We start from the raw sequence: 15,691 nt of genomic DNA on the forward strand, positions 1-15,691 counted from the left end.
GGGACCTGCACGCGCACACCGTGCACAGCGACGGCGCGCAAACCATCGACGAGCTGGCCGCGCTCGCCGCCGCCCGGGGCCTGGACTTCCTCGCCGTCACCGACCACAACACCGTCAGCCACCACCCGTGGCTGCCGGACGCCTCCGCCCGCTACGGGATCACCCTGCTGCCCGGCCAGGAGGTGACCACCGACCGGGGGCACGCCAACGTGTTCGGGCCGGTGGGCTGGGTCGACTTCCGCCGGCCACCCGACGAGTGGCTGGCCGCCGCCCGGCGCGACGGCGGGCTCATGTCGGTCAACCACCCGCTCGGCGGCGACTGCGCCTGGCGCCAGCCGCTGGCCGAGCGCACCCCACTGGTCGAGGTGTGGCACTCCGGCTGGTGGGACCGCACCTGGGGCGCCCCCCTCGCCTGGGCGCGGGCGTGGCGGCCGGACGTCGTGCCGATCGGCGGCAGCGACTTCCACCGCCCCGGCGACGACGCCCCGCCCGGCTCACCCACCACCTGGGTGCTCGCCGACCGCGACCGCGAACCCGGCGACGCCGTGCTGGACGCGCTGCGCGGTGGGCGTACCGCCGTCTCGGCCGACCCGGACGGGCCGCTGCTGCTGCGCCTCGGCGACGAACTGCTGGCGCTCGACGCCGACGGCACGCTGCTGGCCTACCCGGACGGGCGGCACCGCCTGGTCCGCGGTGACCGGTGCCTGCTGCCGGCCGGCGACGGGCTGCACGTCCTGGAGTCCCACCGCATGGAGGTGATCGCACTGTGCAGCTGACCGGACGCACCCGGGTGGCCGGCGCCCCCGTCAACTACGGCATCTACCAGCCGACCGGCGCACCCGTCGGTCCCGACGACCTGCTCGCGGCACTGGCCCGCGACGGCTACACCGGAATCGACTCCGGGCCGATCGGCTACCTCGGCACCGGCGAGACCCTCGCCCGACGGCTGGCCGCGGCCGGCGTCGGGCTCGCCGGCGGCTGGGTCGACCTGCGCTTCGCCGACCCGGCCGGCTTCGCCGCGGACCTGGCCCAGCTCGACGCCGCGCTCGACGTGTTCACCGCCGCGCCGGCCGACGACGCCCGGTTCGCGCCCCGGCCCACCCTGGCCTGCCCCGGCAACCCGGCCCGGATGGCCCGGCCGGGCGCCCCGACCGACCTGGCGTCGGCGCTGCCCGCCGCGGCCTGGCCGGACTTCGCCGCCCGGGTGCAGCAGGCCGCCGACCGGTGCCGCGACCGCGGCCTGGAACCGGTGTTCCACTACCACCTCGGCACCGACGTGGAGACCGAGGCCGAGGCCGACCGGCTGCTCGAACTGACCGACATCGCCATCTGCCTGGACACCGGGCACCTGGCGCTGGCCGGCGGCGACCCGGTGGCCGCGGTACGCCGCTGGGCCGGGCGGATCGGCCAGGTCCACCTGAAGGACGCCGACCTCGCCACCCACGCCCGGGTCCGGGCGGCCGGCGGTGGCCTGATGGACATGGTCGCCGCCGGCGGCTTCTGCGCGCTGGGCCGCGGCGACGTCGACCTCGCCGGGGTGCTCGCGGGCCTCGACGACATCGGCTACACCGGCTGGCTGGTGGTCGAGCAGGACGCGCCCGAGGACGGCCGGGACCTCGACCGGATCCGCGCCGACCAGCACGCCAACCGGCGGTGGCTCGAGGAGGCGCTGGGATGACCGAGCCGGGAAAGCGGATCCGGGTCGCGGTGGCCGGGCTGGGCATCATCGCCCGCACCGCGCACCTGCCGCTGCTGCAACGCCGGAGCGACCTGTTCGAGATCGTCGCGCTGGCCGACCTGTCCCCGACCCGGGTGACCGAGCTGGGCGAGCGGTACGGCGTCGAGCCCGCCCGCCGCTACACCGACGCGGCCCGGATGGTGACCGACGGCGGCTGCGACGCGGTGCTGCTGGCCACCTCCGGCTCGCACGGCGAACTGGCCGCGCTGGCGCTGCGCGCCGGCCTGCCGGTGTTCTGCGAGAAGCCGCTGGCCTACACGCTCGCCGAGACGGCCCGGCTGGCCGAGCTGGGCGCCGGCGGCGCGGCGCTGATGGTCGGCTACATGAAGCAGTACGACCCGGCGGTGGCCGAGGCCGCGCGGCTGCTGGCGGACCTCGGCGGCGCGGAGCGGGTGCACGCCGTGGAGGTGACGGTGCTGCACGCCGGCGGCGACCGGCAGCTGCGCTTCGCCAACCTGCCCCCGGCCGCCGGCGACGTGCCGGCCGCGGAGCTGGCCCGGCTGACCGCCGCCGACCACGAGCTGCTCGCCGCCGCCGTCGGCACCGACCCGGGCGCCCGCACCCTCTACCAGATCCTGATCAACAGCATCTCGCACGACCTGTCCCTGCTGCGGCTGCTCACCGGCGCGCCGGCCACCGTGGAGCAGGTCGCCACCTGGCCGCTCGCCCCCGACGGCCCGGCCGAGCCGTCGGTGGAGATCAGCGGGCGGCTGCCGGGCGGTGCCCGCTACGGCGTCCGGTGGCTCAACCTGCCGGACTACCCCGCCTACCGGGAGACGGTCACCCTGCACCACGCGCGCGGCTCGCTGGAGCTGGTGTTCCCCTCGCCGTACCTGCTGAACGCGCCCACCACGCTGACCGTGGTGGACGAGCACGGCGGCGGCGAGCGGCGGGCCGCGTACCGGTCGGTGACCGAGGCGTTCGAGCAGGAGCTGGTCGCGTTCCACGCGATGGTCACCGCGGGCGCCGCCCCGCTGACCGGCATCGCCGAGGGCGCGGCGGACCTACGGACCAGCCAGCAGGTGGTACGCCGCTACGGTGAGCTGACCGGGGCGGCGATCGGCGGAGAGGCGGCGAGCTGATGACGCGACCGGCCGAGATCATCGTGGTGCCACACACCCACTGGGACCGGGAGTGGTACGAGCCGTTCCAGCGGTTCCGGCTGCGGCTGGTGGCGCTGCTGGACGAGGTGTTCGACCGGATGGCGCGGGACCCGCGGCAACGGTTCACCCTCGACGGGCAGCTCGCCGCGGTCGACGACTACCTGGAGGTCCGCCCGGAGCGGCGCGAGCAGGTGATCGACCTGGTCCGCGCCGGCCGGCTTTCGGTGGGCCCCTGGCAGATCCTGCTCGACGAGTTCCTCTGCTCCGGCGAGAACATCGTCCGCAACCTGGAACGCGGGCTGGCCCGCAGCGCCGACCTGGGCGGCGCCATGCCGGTCGGCTACCTGCCCGACATGTTCGGCCACATCGCACAGATGCCGCAGATCCTGGCCGGCGCCGGGCTGGCCCACGCGTGCGTGTTCCGCGGCGTGCCGGAGCGGGTGCACCAGCACGCCTTCGCCTGGCAGGCCCCCGACGGCACCACCGTCCGCACCCAGTACCTGCCCGGCGGCTACGGCAACGCCGCCGGCCTCATGGACGACGCCGCGCACGTCACCCGCCGGGCCGGCGACCTCGCCGACCGGCTCGCCGGGTGGCGGCCCGCCGGCGACGACACCCCGGTCCTGGCGATGTACGGCACCGACCACGCCGCCCCGGCGCCCGACGCCCCCGACCTGCTGGCCACCGCCGACCTCGCCGGCACCCGGCTGCGGCTGGGCACCCTCGCCGAGTACTTCGCCACCCAACCGGCCACGATCGACGGCCTGCCCGTGGTCCGTGGCGAGCTGCGCTCGCACGCCCGGGCCAACATCCTGCCCGGCGTGATCTCCGTCCGCGCGCACCTGAAGCAGGCGATGAACCGCGCCGAGCGGCGCGTCGAGCGGTACGCCGAACCGCTCGCCGCGCTCACCCACGACGGGTCGGTGCAGCGCTTCCTCGACATGGCCTGGACCCGGCTGATCGACGCGAGCTGCCACGACTCGGTGACCGGCTGCGGCTGCGACGAGACCGCCGAGCAGGTCGCCGCCCGGCTCGCCGAGGCCGATCAGCTCGGCCGTGCGGTCTGCGACCTGGTCGGCGCGCGGCTGTCGACCGCCGTGCCCCGCGACGGACACCTGCTGTTCAACCCCACGCCGGCGGCCCGGACCGCCCTGGTCCGCCTGGACGTCGAGGCACCGGCCGACGGCACCGTGGCGCTCGCCGACGCCGCCGGCCGCAGCGTGGCCACCCAGGTCCTCGACCGGGCCCGCACGCTGCTCGCCGACGACGTGGTGCCGGCGGCCGACCTGCCGGCCGTGCTCACCCGGGTGCACGGCACAGAGCTCTACGGCCAGGAGGTCACCGCCTGGTCGGTGTCGCCGGACGACGCCACCCTCACCTTCCACGTGGCCCGGCACGGCGACCCGGCCTTCGACGTGGCGGACGTCCAGCTGGCGCTCGCCGCCGCCGGGCAGCCCGACCGGTGGCGGGTCCGGATCCTCGCCGCGCCCCGGGCCACCGTCGCCGCCCTCGTTGACGTGCCACCGCTCGGGCACGCCGCGGTCCGGCCCGTGCCGCCCCCGGCCACCGCGACGCCCGCGTCGGCCCCGGTGACGGTCGCCGGCCGCAGCCTCGACAACGGCCTGCTGCGGGTCGATGTCGCGGAGGACGGCACCCTGACGCTCGCCACCCCGGACGGGGTGACCGTGGCCGGGGTCGGGCGGATCGTCGACGGCGGCGACGTGGGCGACAGCTACAACTACGCCCCGCCGGCCGCGGACGAACTGGTCGACAAGCCCCGGGCGGTGCGGACCGTGGTGCGCCACGACGGGCCGCTGGTGGCTGTCGTCGACGTGGTGCGCGAGTACCGCTGGCCGGTGGCCGCGGACGTGGACGCCGGCTCCCGCGCCGTGGACCACGAACCGATCACCGTGACCACCCGGGTCGAGCTGCGCTGCGGCGAACCGTTCGTCCGGCTGCGTGTCGAGTTCGACAACCGCTGCGACGACCACCGGGTGCGGCTGCACCTGCCGCTGCCGTCGCCGGCCGACACCTCGTACGCCGAGGGCCAGTTCGCCGTCGTGGCACGCGGCCTGACCGCGGAGGGCGGTGGCGGTGAGGTGCCGCTGCCCACCTTCCCGGCCAACGGGTTCGTCGCCGCCGGCGGTCCGGACGGCGCGCTGGCCGTGCTGCTGACCCAGCCCACCGAGTACGAGCTGACCGACGCCGGCCGCGAGCTGGCGGTCACCGTGCTGCGGTCGATCGGGATGCTGTCGCGCAACCGGCACGCGCTGCGCGACGAGCCCGCCGGCCCGCAGGTGCCGACGCCCGAGGCGCAGTGCCGCGGCACCCGCACCGTCGAGCTGGCGGTGCTGCCGTACCGGGGCGCCTGGCACGAGGCCGGGGTGCTGGCGGCGGCCGAGGCGTACCGGCACGAGCTGTTGACCTTCGCCGGCACCGCCGATCCGGGCGCCGCGCTGCCCGCGCCGGCGGTCGGGCTCGCCGTCGACGGCGCCGGCGTCGCGTTGACAAGTGTCCGGGACCGGGCCGGCCGCACCGAGGTGCGGCTGGTGGCGCAGACCCCGGCGGACACCACCGCGGTGCTCGGCGGCCGGGCCGTCCGCGGGGCGTGGCGGGCCGACCTGCTCGGCCGGGCCGGGGAGCCGCTCGCGGTCGACGGTGACGGGCTGGTCCGGCTGCCGCTGCGGGCCTGGGAGATCGCCACGGTGCAGCTCGACCTGACCTGACCGCGTGGCCGACCGGGTGACCGGTCCCGACTCACCTCGGGCGGGGCGCCGCCCGGTCGGCCCGCGGCGGCACGGCGTTGTCGACGTTGAGCAGTCCGGCGTCGACCACGGCCCGGCTCATCGGCCGGGTCAGCTCGGCGAGGCGGGCGCACCCGTCGGCGCCTAGCGCCGCGTAGGCGGGGGTGGCGAGCCGGTCGGTGGCCGCCTCGATCCACGCGCGCTGCGCCCGCCCGCTCTCGGTCAGCACCGGCTCGTCGCCCTCGACCAGCCCGCGCCCGCGCAGCCGCTCGACCGCGTCCGCCCACTGCTCTCCGCTCCAGCCGCGGGTGCGGCGCAGGAAGCGGACCGGTACCTCGCCGGACGCGGCGTGCAGCACCAGCGCCTCCACCCCGGTCAGTCCGGCGAGCACGAGGGCGGCGACATGCCCGTCGCCGCGGAACTCCCGCAGGAGCGTCTGGGCCTGCCAGAGGACCAGGTGCGGCCGCTCCGGCCAGGGCAGCGCGGCGTGCGCCGCGAACAGCGGCCGCCCCTCCGGGTGGGCGGTGGCGGCTTCGGCGGCCCGACGGGCCAGCCCGGCGGCCTCGACCATCTCCGGGCCGTGCACGGTGTCGCCGAGCGCCCGGGTCAGGGCCGCGTCGGCGGCCTCCAGCCGGGCGGCCAGCACGGCGGCTGGCGTCGCCCGCTCCCAGGCGGCGGGTAGCACCCGGGCGACGAGCGCGGGGTTGAAGTTGAAGAAGGTGGCGGCCACCGGACCCGGACCGACGGGTCCCAGGGCGGCGGCGCGGGAGGCGAAGTAGCCGGCCGGCTCCGGGAGGCCGAGGGCGGCGTACCGCTCGTGCGCCTCCGGCACGAAGTAGATCATGCCGTGCAGGGGCTCGGTCACCCGCCAGGCGCGGCGCGCGACGGCCGGATCGAGCGCCGCCGGCTGCTGCCACCTCGGGTCCGCCACGTCCGTGCTGTCCACCATGTCGCCGCCTCCCGTCGAAGATGTTACCGACGGGTAGGGTCGCACGCCGGAGGCAGTCTGTCACCCCGCCCGGGCCGGCGTCCTGGTCCGCTTCGCCCGGGGTGGGTCGGAGGTCTGGCCCAAGCCTGCCTGTTGGGTCCTGTTGCTCAGGTCAACGACGTGTTCTCATACCGGGACGACGATGTCACCGGCCTGCTCGCGGCAACCCCGTCCGGCCTGCTCGGTGACTCCATCCGGCGAAAGGTGCAAGGATGCACAGAAGACCGACGTTCCAACTGGCGGTCCTGACCGCCACCGCCGCGACGTTCCTGGCGGCCGGTGGAGCCTCGGCGGCGGCCGTTACGGCAGCGCCCATGACCGCCTCCGCGGGTGTGACGGCGTGCGAGCCGGGTGCCGAGGGGCACAGCGCGGCGCGGGTGAGCGAGGGCGCCACCGCGCAGGAGCCGGAGCTGTACTCCAAGAACGAGGCGAACGCCTACGGCGTGATCAAGGACTCGCCGCGCCTGCCCAACGGCAGCGTCACCATCCCCACCGTCTTCCACATGGTCTCCGACCACGCCCTCAGCGCGGCCGAGACGACCAGGTGGAACACCCTCATCGCGGCGCAGATGAAGGTGCTCAACGACTCGTTCGCCGGCCGCACGGCGGCGAACGCCGCCGACACGCCGTTCCGGTTCTCCCTCGTGGACACGACGTGGACCGTGAACAGCGACTGGTACACGGTCGTCCCGGGCAAGAACGAGCGGGACATGAAGCAGGCGCTCTACACCGGTGACGCCCGCACCCTCAACGTGTACGCGGCCAACATCGGCGGCGGGCTCCTCGGGTGGGCGTACTTCCCGAAGGGCTACAACAACGGCCGGGACTACATCGACGGCGTGGTGATGCTGGACGAGTCGATGCCGGGCGGCACGGCGGGCAAGTACGCCCTGGGCGACACGCTGACGCACGAGGTCGGGCACTGGCTGATGCTGGAGCACACCTTCGCGCACGGCTGCTCCGCCTCCGGTGACTTCGTCGCCGACACTCCCCGCGAGGCGGCGCCGCAGTTCAACTGCCCGATCGGCGCGGACACCTGCACCGCGCCCGGGCTGGACCCGATCCACAACTTCATGGACTACACGCAGGACTCCTGCATGAACATGTTCACCGCCGGCCAGGCGGACCGGATGAGCGACGCCTGGGTGGCGTTCCGAGCCGGTGGCGTGAAGTAGCCCAGCCCTATCGGGGGTTGACGGGCCGCGGCCAGCGGCCCGTCAACCCCCTTTCCGTGGGCGCGCCCGGCACGGCCCGGGCCCGGCGCCAACCCGCGAAAGCGTCCGTTCGTGCAGGCCGGGTGGCCTACGCTGCAATCGGGCGGGGGCTGGTATGAGCGATGAGATTCAGGCTTTTTTCGCGGCACTGCCGTCGCGGGGGCGGGCGATGCTGCCCCCGCGGGTTCGGGGAACCCTCCGGGTCGACCTGGTGAACCACGGCTCGACCGACCACTGGTACGTGGACCTGACGGCAGCGGATCAGGTGGTGGTGAACAGGGACGTCGGCGCGGCCGACGCGGTGCTGACGACCACCCCCGCGGTGTTCACCCGGCTGGTGCGGGGCGAGTCCCCCGCGACCGCGGTGCTGCTCCGCAACGAGGCGACGCTCGCCGGTGACGCCCGGCTGATCCTGGCCTTCCGGCGGTACTTCCCGCCCGAGGCGGGCACCGCCGATCCGCGGGAGGCCGCGCGACGCCGGGCCACCCATGGGCGGGCGTGGCGGGAGCGACGGCGAGCCGGGACGTCGTGACGGCATGGCGATCAGAAAGTCGATAAGCATCCTCGACGGCAACACCTTCCTGGTGTGCGACGACCGTGGCGACGTCGACCCGTCGCCGAGCGTGCCGACGGGGCTCTTCTCCTACGACACCCGCTTCCTGTCCACCTGGCGGCTGAGCGTGAACGGAGAGCGGCTGCACGCGTTGTCGGTGGATGACATCCGCTACTACGAGAGCCGCTTCTTCCTCGTGCCCGGCGAGCCCACCCATTACATCGACGCGACGGTGTCGGTGATCCGGGACCGCAGTATCGGTGGCAGCTTCACCGAGGACCTCGCGGTGCTCAACCACACCGACACCGAGATGACCATGACGGTACGCGTCGACATGGGCTCGGACTTCGCCGACATCTTCGAGATCAAGAACCCGCAGGCCAAGAAGGCGCCGGTGGAGGCCATCGTGGAGGAGGGCCGGTTGCGGCTGCGCTACCGCCGGGACCGCTTCCACCGGGAGACCGTGATCTCCAGCTCCGCGCCCGGCCAGGTCGACGCGGGGGGCATGACGTTCGAGGTGCGCGTACCGCCGCAGTCGGAGTGGCAGACCCGGCTGCACGTACGCACGCTCGTGCTCGGCGCACACGAGCGCGACTTCCGCGACAGCATGACGCTGCGCCAGGCCCGCTCACCGGCTGAGCTCGACGAGCAACTGCGCCGCTGGACGGCGAGCGCGCCCCGGCTGACGTGCGACAACGTCGCCATGGCCACCGCCTACCGGCGGAGCCTCGTGGACCTGGCCGCGCTGCGCTACACCTCCATCACCATGGCCGAGGAACTGGTGGCGGCCGGCCTGCCGTGGTTCATGACCGTTTTCGGCCGGGACAGCATCTTCACCTGCCTCCAGGCCCTGCCGTTCACCCCGCAACTGGTGCCCGCGACGATCGGCACGCTCGCCTACGGCCAGGGCAGCCGCCTCGACAACTTCCGGGACGAGGAGCCCGGCAAGATCCTCCACGAGTTGCGCTACGGCGAGTCCGCCGGGTTCGAGGAGCAACCCCACTCGCCGTACTACGGCGCCGCCGACACCACTCCCCTGTTCGTCATCCTGCTCGACGAGTACGAACGCTGGACCGGCGACCACGCCGTGGTGCGGGCCTACGAGTTCGAAGCCCGCGCCGCGCTCGACTGGATCGACACCTACGGCGACCTGCTGGGCACCGGCTACATCTGGTACGAGACCCGCAACCGCGACAGCGGTCTGGTCAACCAGTGCTGGAAGGACTCCCCGGACTCGATCTCCTACCGCGACGGGCGCCTGCCCCCGTTTCCCCGCGCCACCTGCGAACAGCAGGGCTACGCCTACGACGCCAAGATCCGCGGCGCCCGCCTGGCCCGGCTGTTCTGGAACGACCCCGCCTACGCCGACCGGCTCGAACGCGAGGCCGCCGACCTGAAGGCCCGGTTCAACGAGGAGTTCTGGATCGCCGACGGCGAGTACTACGCCCTCGCGTTGGACGCCGACGGGGGCCAGGTCGACGCGCTGTCCTCCAACATCGGGCACCTGCTGTGGAGCGGCATCGTCGAGGAGTCCCGCGCGGGCCGGGTCGCCGAGCTGCTGCTCAGCGAGCGGCTCTTCTCCGGCTGGGGGGTGCGCACCCTGGCCACCGACTGCGCCCGCTACAACCCGCTCGGCTACCACGTGGGCACGGTGTGGCCGTTCGACAACTCCATCATCGCGTGGGGCCTCTGGCGCTACGGCTACCGCCGCGAGGCCGCCACCATCTGCCAGGCCGTCTTCGACGCGGCCGACTACTTCCAGGGCCGGCTGCCCGAGGCCTTCGCCGGCTATCCGCGGGCCCGCACCACCTACCCCGTGGAGTATCCGACCGCCTGCAGCCCCCAGGCCTGGTCGGCGGGAACCCCGCTGCTCCTGCTGCGGGTGATCCTCGGCCTGCAGCCCCACGACGACCACCTCGTCATCGACCCGGTGCTCCCACCCGGCCTGGGCCGGGTGGAGCTGCTCGACATACCCGGGCGGTGGGGCAGGATCGATGCCCTGGGGCGCAGTCGCACCACGGCCGACGGCCCGCCGGCAGGCCGGACCGGCTAGGGCGCGTGCTGCCGGTCCGGAAAGCCGGCGGAAGCTACCGGGCCGCCCGCTTGTGGAACGAGCGCTTGGCCCACAGGTAGGACAGCAGCGAGATCGCCGCGCACCAGGCCAGCGCGAGCACTCCGCTGGTGCCGATCCCCGTGCCGAGCAGCAGCCCGCGCAGCGTCTCGATCACCGGCGTGAACGGCTGGTGGTCGGCGAACCACCGCAGGGCGGTGGGCATGGTGTCGGTGGGCACGAAGCCGCTGCCCAGGAACGGCAGGAGGATCAGGAACATGGGCAGGTTGCTGGCGGTCTCGACGCTGTCGCTGACGAGGCCGAGCGCGACCGACAGCCAGATGAGCGCGAACGCGATCGCGGCGAGCACGCCGGCGGCGGCGAGCCACTCGACCGGGCTGGCGGTGGGCCGGAAGCCGATGGCCAGTGCGATGGCGAGCACGACGGCCAGGCAGAGCATGGTCTGGATCAGGCTGCCGAGGACGTGCCCGGTCAGGAGAGCGGCCCGGGACATGGCCATGCTGCGGAAGCGGTCGACGATGCCCTCGGTCGTGTCCATCGCGATGGAGATGGCGGTGCCCTGCGCGGCGCCGGACGCGCTGAACAGCAGCATGCCGGGCACCAGGTAGTTGAGGTAGGCGCTGCGGTCGCCGCCGCCACCGGGGAGGCCGGCGCCGAGGGTCTCGCCGAAGACGTAGACGAACAGCAGCAGGAGAATGACCGGCATTCCGATCAGCATCCCGGTCAGCGAGGGGTAGCGCTGCATGTGGCGGAGCTGCCGGCGGAGCATGGTCGCCGAATCGGTCAGGGTGTGGGCGAGGCTGGTCATCGGTGTCCCTCCGTGCTGTCGTGTCGCGCGGCGGCGGATGCGGGCGTGCCGGTGAAGGCGAAGAAGACGTCGTCCAGGTCCGGGGTGTGGATCGAGAGCTGGTCGACCTCGACGTGCGCGTCGTCGAGCCGGTCGAGCACGGCCCGCAGCGAGCGGACGTCGCCGTCGCCGGGGATCTGCAGGGTGAGGGCGGTGTCGTCGCGCTGGGCGACGGTCAGGACGCGGGCGGCGGCCTGCAGCGCGGCGGGGTCGGCGAAGCCCAGCCGGATGTGCCCGCCGGGGATGCGGCGCTTGAGTTCGTCGGGGGTGCCCTCGATGACGACGCGACCGTGGTCGAGGAGGGCGATGCGGTCGGCGAGCTGGTCGGCCTCGTCGAGGTACTGGGTGGTAAGGAACACGGTGACGCCCTCGGCGACGAGGCCGCGGATGATCTGCCACATCGCCTGCCTGCTGCGGGGGTCGAGGCCGGTGGTGGGTTCGTCGAGGAAGATCAGCCGTGGGTCGCCGACCAGGGTCATCGCCAGGTCGAGACGGCGGCGCATTCCACCGGAGTAGACGGAGGCGGGCTTGCGCACCATCTCGCCGAGGTCGAAGCGGTCGGTCAGCTCGGCGATGCGGCGTCTGCCCTCGGCGCGGCCGAGGTGGTGCAGGTCGGCCATCAGTTTGAGGTTCTCCTCGCCGGTGAGGAGGTTGTCGACGGCGGAGAACTGGCCGGTCACACCGATCGCCGCCCGTACTCCGTCGGGGTCCCTGGTGAGGTCGTGTCCGGCGACGCGGACCGACCCGGCGTCGGCGGGCACCAGGGTGGACAGGATCCGCACCATGGTGGTCTTGCCCGCGCCGTTGGGCCCGAGCAGCGAGAAGACCGTTCCCTCGCTGACCATGAGATCGATGCCGTCGAGGACGGCCTTGTCCCCGAACCTCTTACGCAGGCCGGACACCGAGATGGCCGGCCGTGTCGCGGTCGTCACCGCCATTGCTTCCTCCACTGATCGAGGGCCCTGCACGAAATACGGGCGCGCGCCGTCGCCGGTCAGGCCGCACGGACGGGCCGGGACACGAGGGTGCGCATGGTCACCGGGCGGGGCGGGACGCCCCGCGACCGGTCAGACAGGTGGGATGTTCAGGGGCGGTGGATCACGATGTCGCCGAACGCGGTGCGAGCCCGCACCTCGGCCTTCTCGTCGCTCTCGGCGGGACCGGCGGCGGCGTCCAGGTCGTTGCGAACCTTGCCGAACTGGGTGTGGAGGTCGAGCCGGGCCGCCGTACCTGGCCGGATCCCGACCTGGATGCGACCGGCCGCGGTGCGCAACGTGGCCGATCCGCGGACCAGCTCACCGATGCGGATGTCGCCGTTGGCCGTGCTCGCCGTGACCGAGGTGGCCGCGTGCTCGGCGGCGATCTGGCCGTTGGCGGCGTGGACCCGCAGCTCCCCGCCGGTCTCCCCGATCCAGGTGTCGCCGTTGCCGTTCTTGAGCACGGCGCGACCGCCGACCGCGCGGACGCTGAGCTTCCCGGAGCCGGTGGTGACCTCGGCGTCGCCTGCCACGGTCTCGGCGATCGCCGCGCCGAAGCCGGTGTGGAGCCTGAGTTCGCCGGCGTCCTCGACCTGGAGGTCCCCGGCGCCGGTCTTGAGACGGCAGTCGGCCAGCGAGCCGGAGCAGCTGATCGCCCCGACACCCAGCTTGCCGTCCACTCCGGAGCCGGCCGGCAGGTCGATCGCCACCTCGACGGAGCCGGTCTTGCCGAAGATGCCGAATCCGGGTTGCCTGGGACCGCGGACCAGGAGGCGGCCGGAGGCGTACTCCACCCGGGTCTGCGCGGCGGCGCGCACATCGCGGTCGTCGGATTCGTCGGCCGGCCGCACCCGCACGACGGTGTCGGTTCGCGGACCGGCGGTGATCCGCAGGTCGCCGGCGACGAGGTCGACCGATGCCGAGATCGGTCCGGGGGTGTCGAAGGATGGCATGCTGCTTCCCCTCTCGGGTGGTCGGTGGGGCGGGTGCGGTCAGCGCACCCAGCCGGTGAAGCGCTGCCCGCCGGTGGCGGTGCCGGAGCGCCGGGGCGGGTCGGCCCGGTGGTGCGGGTTGTCGGTGTCGGCGGCAGCGGCCGCGGCCCGGATCAGCCAGGTGTTGATCGAGACGCCGGCGCGGGAGGCCGCGTGCTCGACGCGCGCCTTGAGGTGCTCCGGCAGGCGCAGGCTGATCCGCACGGTCGCCTCGTCCTCGCCGTCCGCGGGTGGCTGCGGCACCGGGTTCGGCGGGGCCGCCGCCGCTTCCGTCTCGTCGGCCCACTGCTCGGCCGGCGGTGGCGTCACCACGAAGCTGGGCTCCCGGTCGCGCAGGCGCAGGTCGACCGAACCGGGGGCGAGATCGCGGGTGATCTCGGTGGCCGCTTCGGACAGGGCGTCCAGCAGGGCGAGCCGGATCGCGGACTCCAGCGGTGCGGTGAGCCGCTCGGCCAGTTCCCGGGCGTCGTCACCGCCCGCGGCGGCGGCCACCGCGAGCTGGTGCCGGATCGCGTCGACGTAAGCGCGAAGTTCCATGACGCCATCATGGCATCACCGTGATGCCATGCGCAAGGTGCGTGATGCCATTGGGACGCCAGGGCCGACAGCCGCATCCGCCTCTAGGTCGACGGTTCCTGCGGACCGGGCTCGTGCCAGCGGCCGCGCCAGTCGGCTTCGTGCTTCTCGTAGGTGATCCGCTCCTCGAAGACCAGCTCGTGCAGGGCCCGACGGGCGTCCGCCATCACCACCACCTCGACCGCCACCAGCCCCACGCAGATCGCGGTGAGCAGCGTGAGGGCGAGGAGCCCCGGCAGGTGCGCGGCGACCGGGATACCGGCGGCGAGCACCAGCACCGCGCCGACCCGGGTCCAGGAGAGGGTGCGAAGGGTACGGAGCTGGAACAGCATGTCCCCGCACAGGTAGCAGATGACTCCGCCGAAGAGCAGCGGCACCCCGGGGCCGTGCGCCGGCTCGGCGAGGCCGATCGAGGGGTCCGCGATCTCCCGGACGATCTCCTCGGCGCCCAGGGCGAACAGGATGATCCCGGCGATCATCACGAGGTGGAAGTAGGCGTAGGCGTCCCGGGCCATGGCCACGCGGGAGCGTCCCTGCGCGACGTGCTGCGCGATGCGGCCGGCCGGTCCGATCATGTCGTAGTGCAGCCACCAGAGGGCCGCGGTGAAGATGACGCCCAGCATGGCCGCGGAGACCGCCGGCCAGGTGACCGGATTGCCCAGCAGGTTACCGCCGACGCCCACCGAGATGATCGACTCGCCCAGGGCGATGATGAGGATGAGGTCGTAGCGCTCGGTCCAGTGCTCGGCGGAGGTCACCACCCAACCCCACGCACCGGCGACCAGACCGGAGCTGTACTGGAGCAGGACGACGCTCACCCACAGCGCGTCCCGCGTCAACGCGGCCCGGCCCGGGTCGTCGACCTGCGGCGGGATCAGCGCCGCGCCCAGCAGCAGGACGGTGCTCAGCACGACCTCCGGGGAGTACCTGAGCAGCAGCCGCCGCTCCCCCGGCTTCTCGCTGGCGACGTGCCAGTACAGCAGCAGGTGCACGGCACGGATCACCAGGTAGCTGAGCGCCACCACCATCGGGCCGGCCAGCGCCTGCTTCGGCTCGGCGAACGCCTGCGGAAGGGACAACGCGAAGGCGAACAGCGCGCTCATCCCGGCCACCATCAACACCGGAACGAAACCCACCCCGAGCCGGACCCGGGTCGCGACCACGGTGTGCACCACCCAGCACCACCAGAGCACCGCCAGCACCAGCATGGCGTGCAGCAACTGGCGGCCGGAGATGCTGGCGGCGGTGGCCCGGGTGATGATGAAGAACGAGAAGACGAAGACCAGGTCGAAGAAGACCTCGAACTTGTCCACCCGGGCGCCGGGACCCACCGGGACCGCCGGGCCGAACCAGCCACGCCACCGCAATCCCCCCACCAGCCCACTGTCCCAGCCCGCACGGTACGAGGGGCGCGTTCCGGCCGGCGCCGGGACGCCGTGCGGCTGGTCGACTGTGGAATGCCAGCCATCCCCGCTACCCGGACATGGTCCGGCCGGCCCGCTCCGACGAGCGGCCCGGATCCGCGGAGGACATAGCCCGAACGAGGCAACTGCGCCGAATGTCCGGGCGCGCCCGCTCCGGCGCCGTCACGATGAGGCAACTCGGCGCGAACGTGAGGAGCGATCGGCATGAAGCGTAGACGTGGCAGGAACGGCCGGATGCTGCAGGCGGCGGCGTTGTGCCTGACAGCGGTGGCGGCAGCGGTGGCCGTGGTGCGAGCAGGACGTCGCACCATGAGCGCGGCAACCGTCGGGGATGCTGCTGCCCCGGCGGGTGGCCCGATCGCCTCCGGGGGTGTGGCCCCCTCGGCAACGGGCGGCATCGCGACTGGTCAGGATCGCGACAAGGCGCCGGCGGCGTCGAGTCGCTGAGTCCGGGCGTCCGGCGG

General features: G+C 73.8%; 13 protein-coding genes. 7 read left to right on the top strand and 6 right to left on the bottom strand.

Annotation, left to right across the window (positions count from 1 at the left end):
• From ACW0Q9_RS21025 to ACW0Q9_RS21040, 4 genes are all read left to right on the top strand, one after another.
• The coding region (locus ACW0Q9_RS21025) for a CehA/McbA family metallohydrolase (protein WP_456183856.1) at positions 1–776 on the top strand (776 nt) is incomplete at its 5' end.
• Positions 767–1,678 (top strand): sugar phosphate isomerase/epimerase family protein, encoded by a 912-nt coding sequence (locus ACW0Q9_RS21030; RefSeq protein WP_456183858.1) that lies wholly within the window; start codon positions 767–769, stop codon positions 1,676–1,678. The genes ACW0Q9_RS21025 and ACW0Q9_RS21030, both read left to right, overlap by 10 nt.
• A complete protein-coding gene (locus ACW0Q9_RS21035; RefSeq protein WP_456183860.1) occupies positions 1,675–2,820 on the top strand; it encodes a Gfo/Idh/MocA family protein in 1,146 nt (381 codons plus the stop codon). Before ACW0Q9_RS21030 ends, ACW0Q9_RS21035 begins: the two co-directional genes overlap by 4 nt.
• Positions 2,820–5,567, top strand: a complete 2,748-nt coding sequence (locus ACW0Q9_RS21040) for a glycoside hydrolase family 38 N-terminal domain-containing protein (protein ID WP_456183862.1) — start codon at positions 2,820–2,822, stop codon at positions 5,565–5,567. Before ACW0Q9_RS21035 ends, ACW0Q9_RS21040 begins: the two co-directional genes overlap by 1 nt.
• 31 nt (positions 5,568–5,598) lie before the next feature.
• Here the strand turns inward: ACW0Q9_RS21040 and ACW0Q9_RS21045 are convergent, their stop codons facing one another.
• On the bottom strand, positions 5,599–6,534 hold the full coding sequence (locus ACW0Q9_RS21045) for an SCO6745 family protein (RefSeq protein ID WP_456183864.1): 936 nt from the start codon (positions 6,532–6,534) through the stop codon (positions 5,599–5,601).
• A 353-nt stretch (positions 6,535–6,887) separates the two neighbouring features.
• On the opposite strand from ACW0Q9_RS21045, the gene ACW0Q9_RS21050 reads away from it, so the two are divergent.
• The 3 genes from ACW0Q9_RS21050 to ACW0Q9_RS21060 all read left to right on the top strand — a co-directional run bounded on the left by ACW0Q9_RS21050 (position 6,888) and on the right by ACW0Q9_RS21060 (position 10,393).
• Positions 6,888–7,748 carry a zinc metalloprotease gene (locus tag ACW0Q9_RS21050; RefSeq protein WP_456183866.1) on the top strand — a complete coding sequence of 287 codons (861 nt, stop codon included), beginning with the start codon at positions 6,888–6,890 and terminating at the stop codon, positions 7,746–7,748.
• Between the two features lie 208 nt (positions 7,749–7,956).
• Positions 7,957–8,319 (top strand): SCP2 sterol-binding domain-containing protein, encoded by a 363-nt coding sequence (locus ACW0Q9_RS21055; protein WP_456183880.1) that lies wholly within the window; start codon positions 7,957–7,959, stop codon positions 8,317–8,319.
• A gap of 4 nt (positions 8,320–8,323) precedes the next feature.
• Positions 8,324–10,393, top strand: coding sequence for an amylo-alpha-1,6-glucosidase (locus ACW0Q9_RS21060; RefSeq protein WP_456183868.1), 2,070 nt, complete (start codon positions 8,324–8,326; stop codon positions 10,391–10,393).
• A 34-nt stretch (positions 10,394–10,427) separates the two neighbouring features.
• Here ACW0Q9_RS21060 and ACW0Q9_RS21065 read toward each other — a convergent pair whose 3' ends face one another.
• The 5 genes from ACW0Q9_RS21065 to ACW0Q9_RS21085 form a co-directional block, all read right to left on the bottom strand.
• The gene (locus ACW0Q9_RS21065) at positions 10,428–11,219 is read right to left on the bottom strand and encodes an ABC transporter permease (RefSeq protein WP_456183870.1); all 792 of its coding nucleotides are present in this window, start codon (positions 11,217–11,219) and stop codon (positions 10,428–10,430) included.
• Entirely contained in the window at positions 11,216–12,196 is a 981-nt protein-coding gene (locus tag ACW0Q9_RS21070; protein WP_456183872.1) for an ATP-binding cassette domain-containing protein, read from the bottom strand. Before ACW0Q9_RS21070 ends, ACW0Q9_RS21065 begins: the two co-directional genes overlap by 4 nt.
• 146 nt (positions 12,197–12,342) lie before the next feature.
• Positions 12,343–13,188: a DUF4097 family beta strand repeat-containing protein gene (locus ACW0Q9_RS21075; RefSeq protein ID WP_456183874.1), complete on the bottom strand. Its 846-nt coding sequence runs from the start codon at positions 13,186–13,188 to the stop codon at positions 12,343–12,345.
• A gap of 39 nt (positions 13,189–13,227) precedes the next feature.
• On the bottom strand, positions 13,228–13,764 hold the full coding sequence (locus ACW0Q9_RS21080) for a hypothetical protein (RefSeq protein WP_456183876.1): 537 nt from the start codon (positions 13,762–13,764) through the stop codon (positions 13,228–13,230).
• A gap of 83 nt (positions 13,765–13,847) precedes the next feature.
• Complete coding sequence (locus ACW0Q9_RS21085) at positions 13,848–15,179, bottom strand: low temperature requirement protein A (protein ID WP_456183878.1); 1,332 nt, start codon at positions 15,177–15,179, stop codon at positions 13,848–13,850.
• Between the last annotated feature and the right edge of the window lie 512 nt (positions 15,180–15,691).

This window comes from Micromonospora sp. I033, from assembly GCF_053890995.1.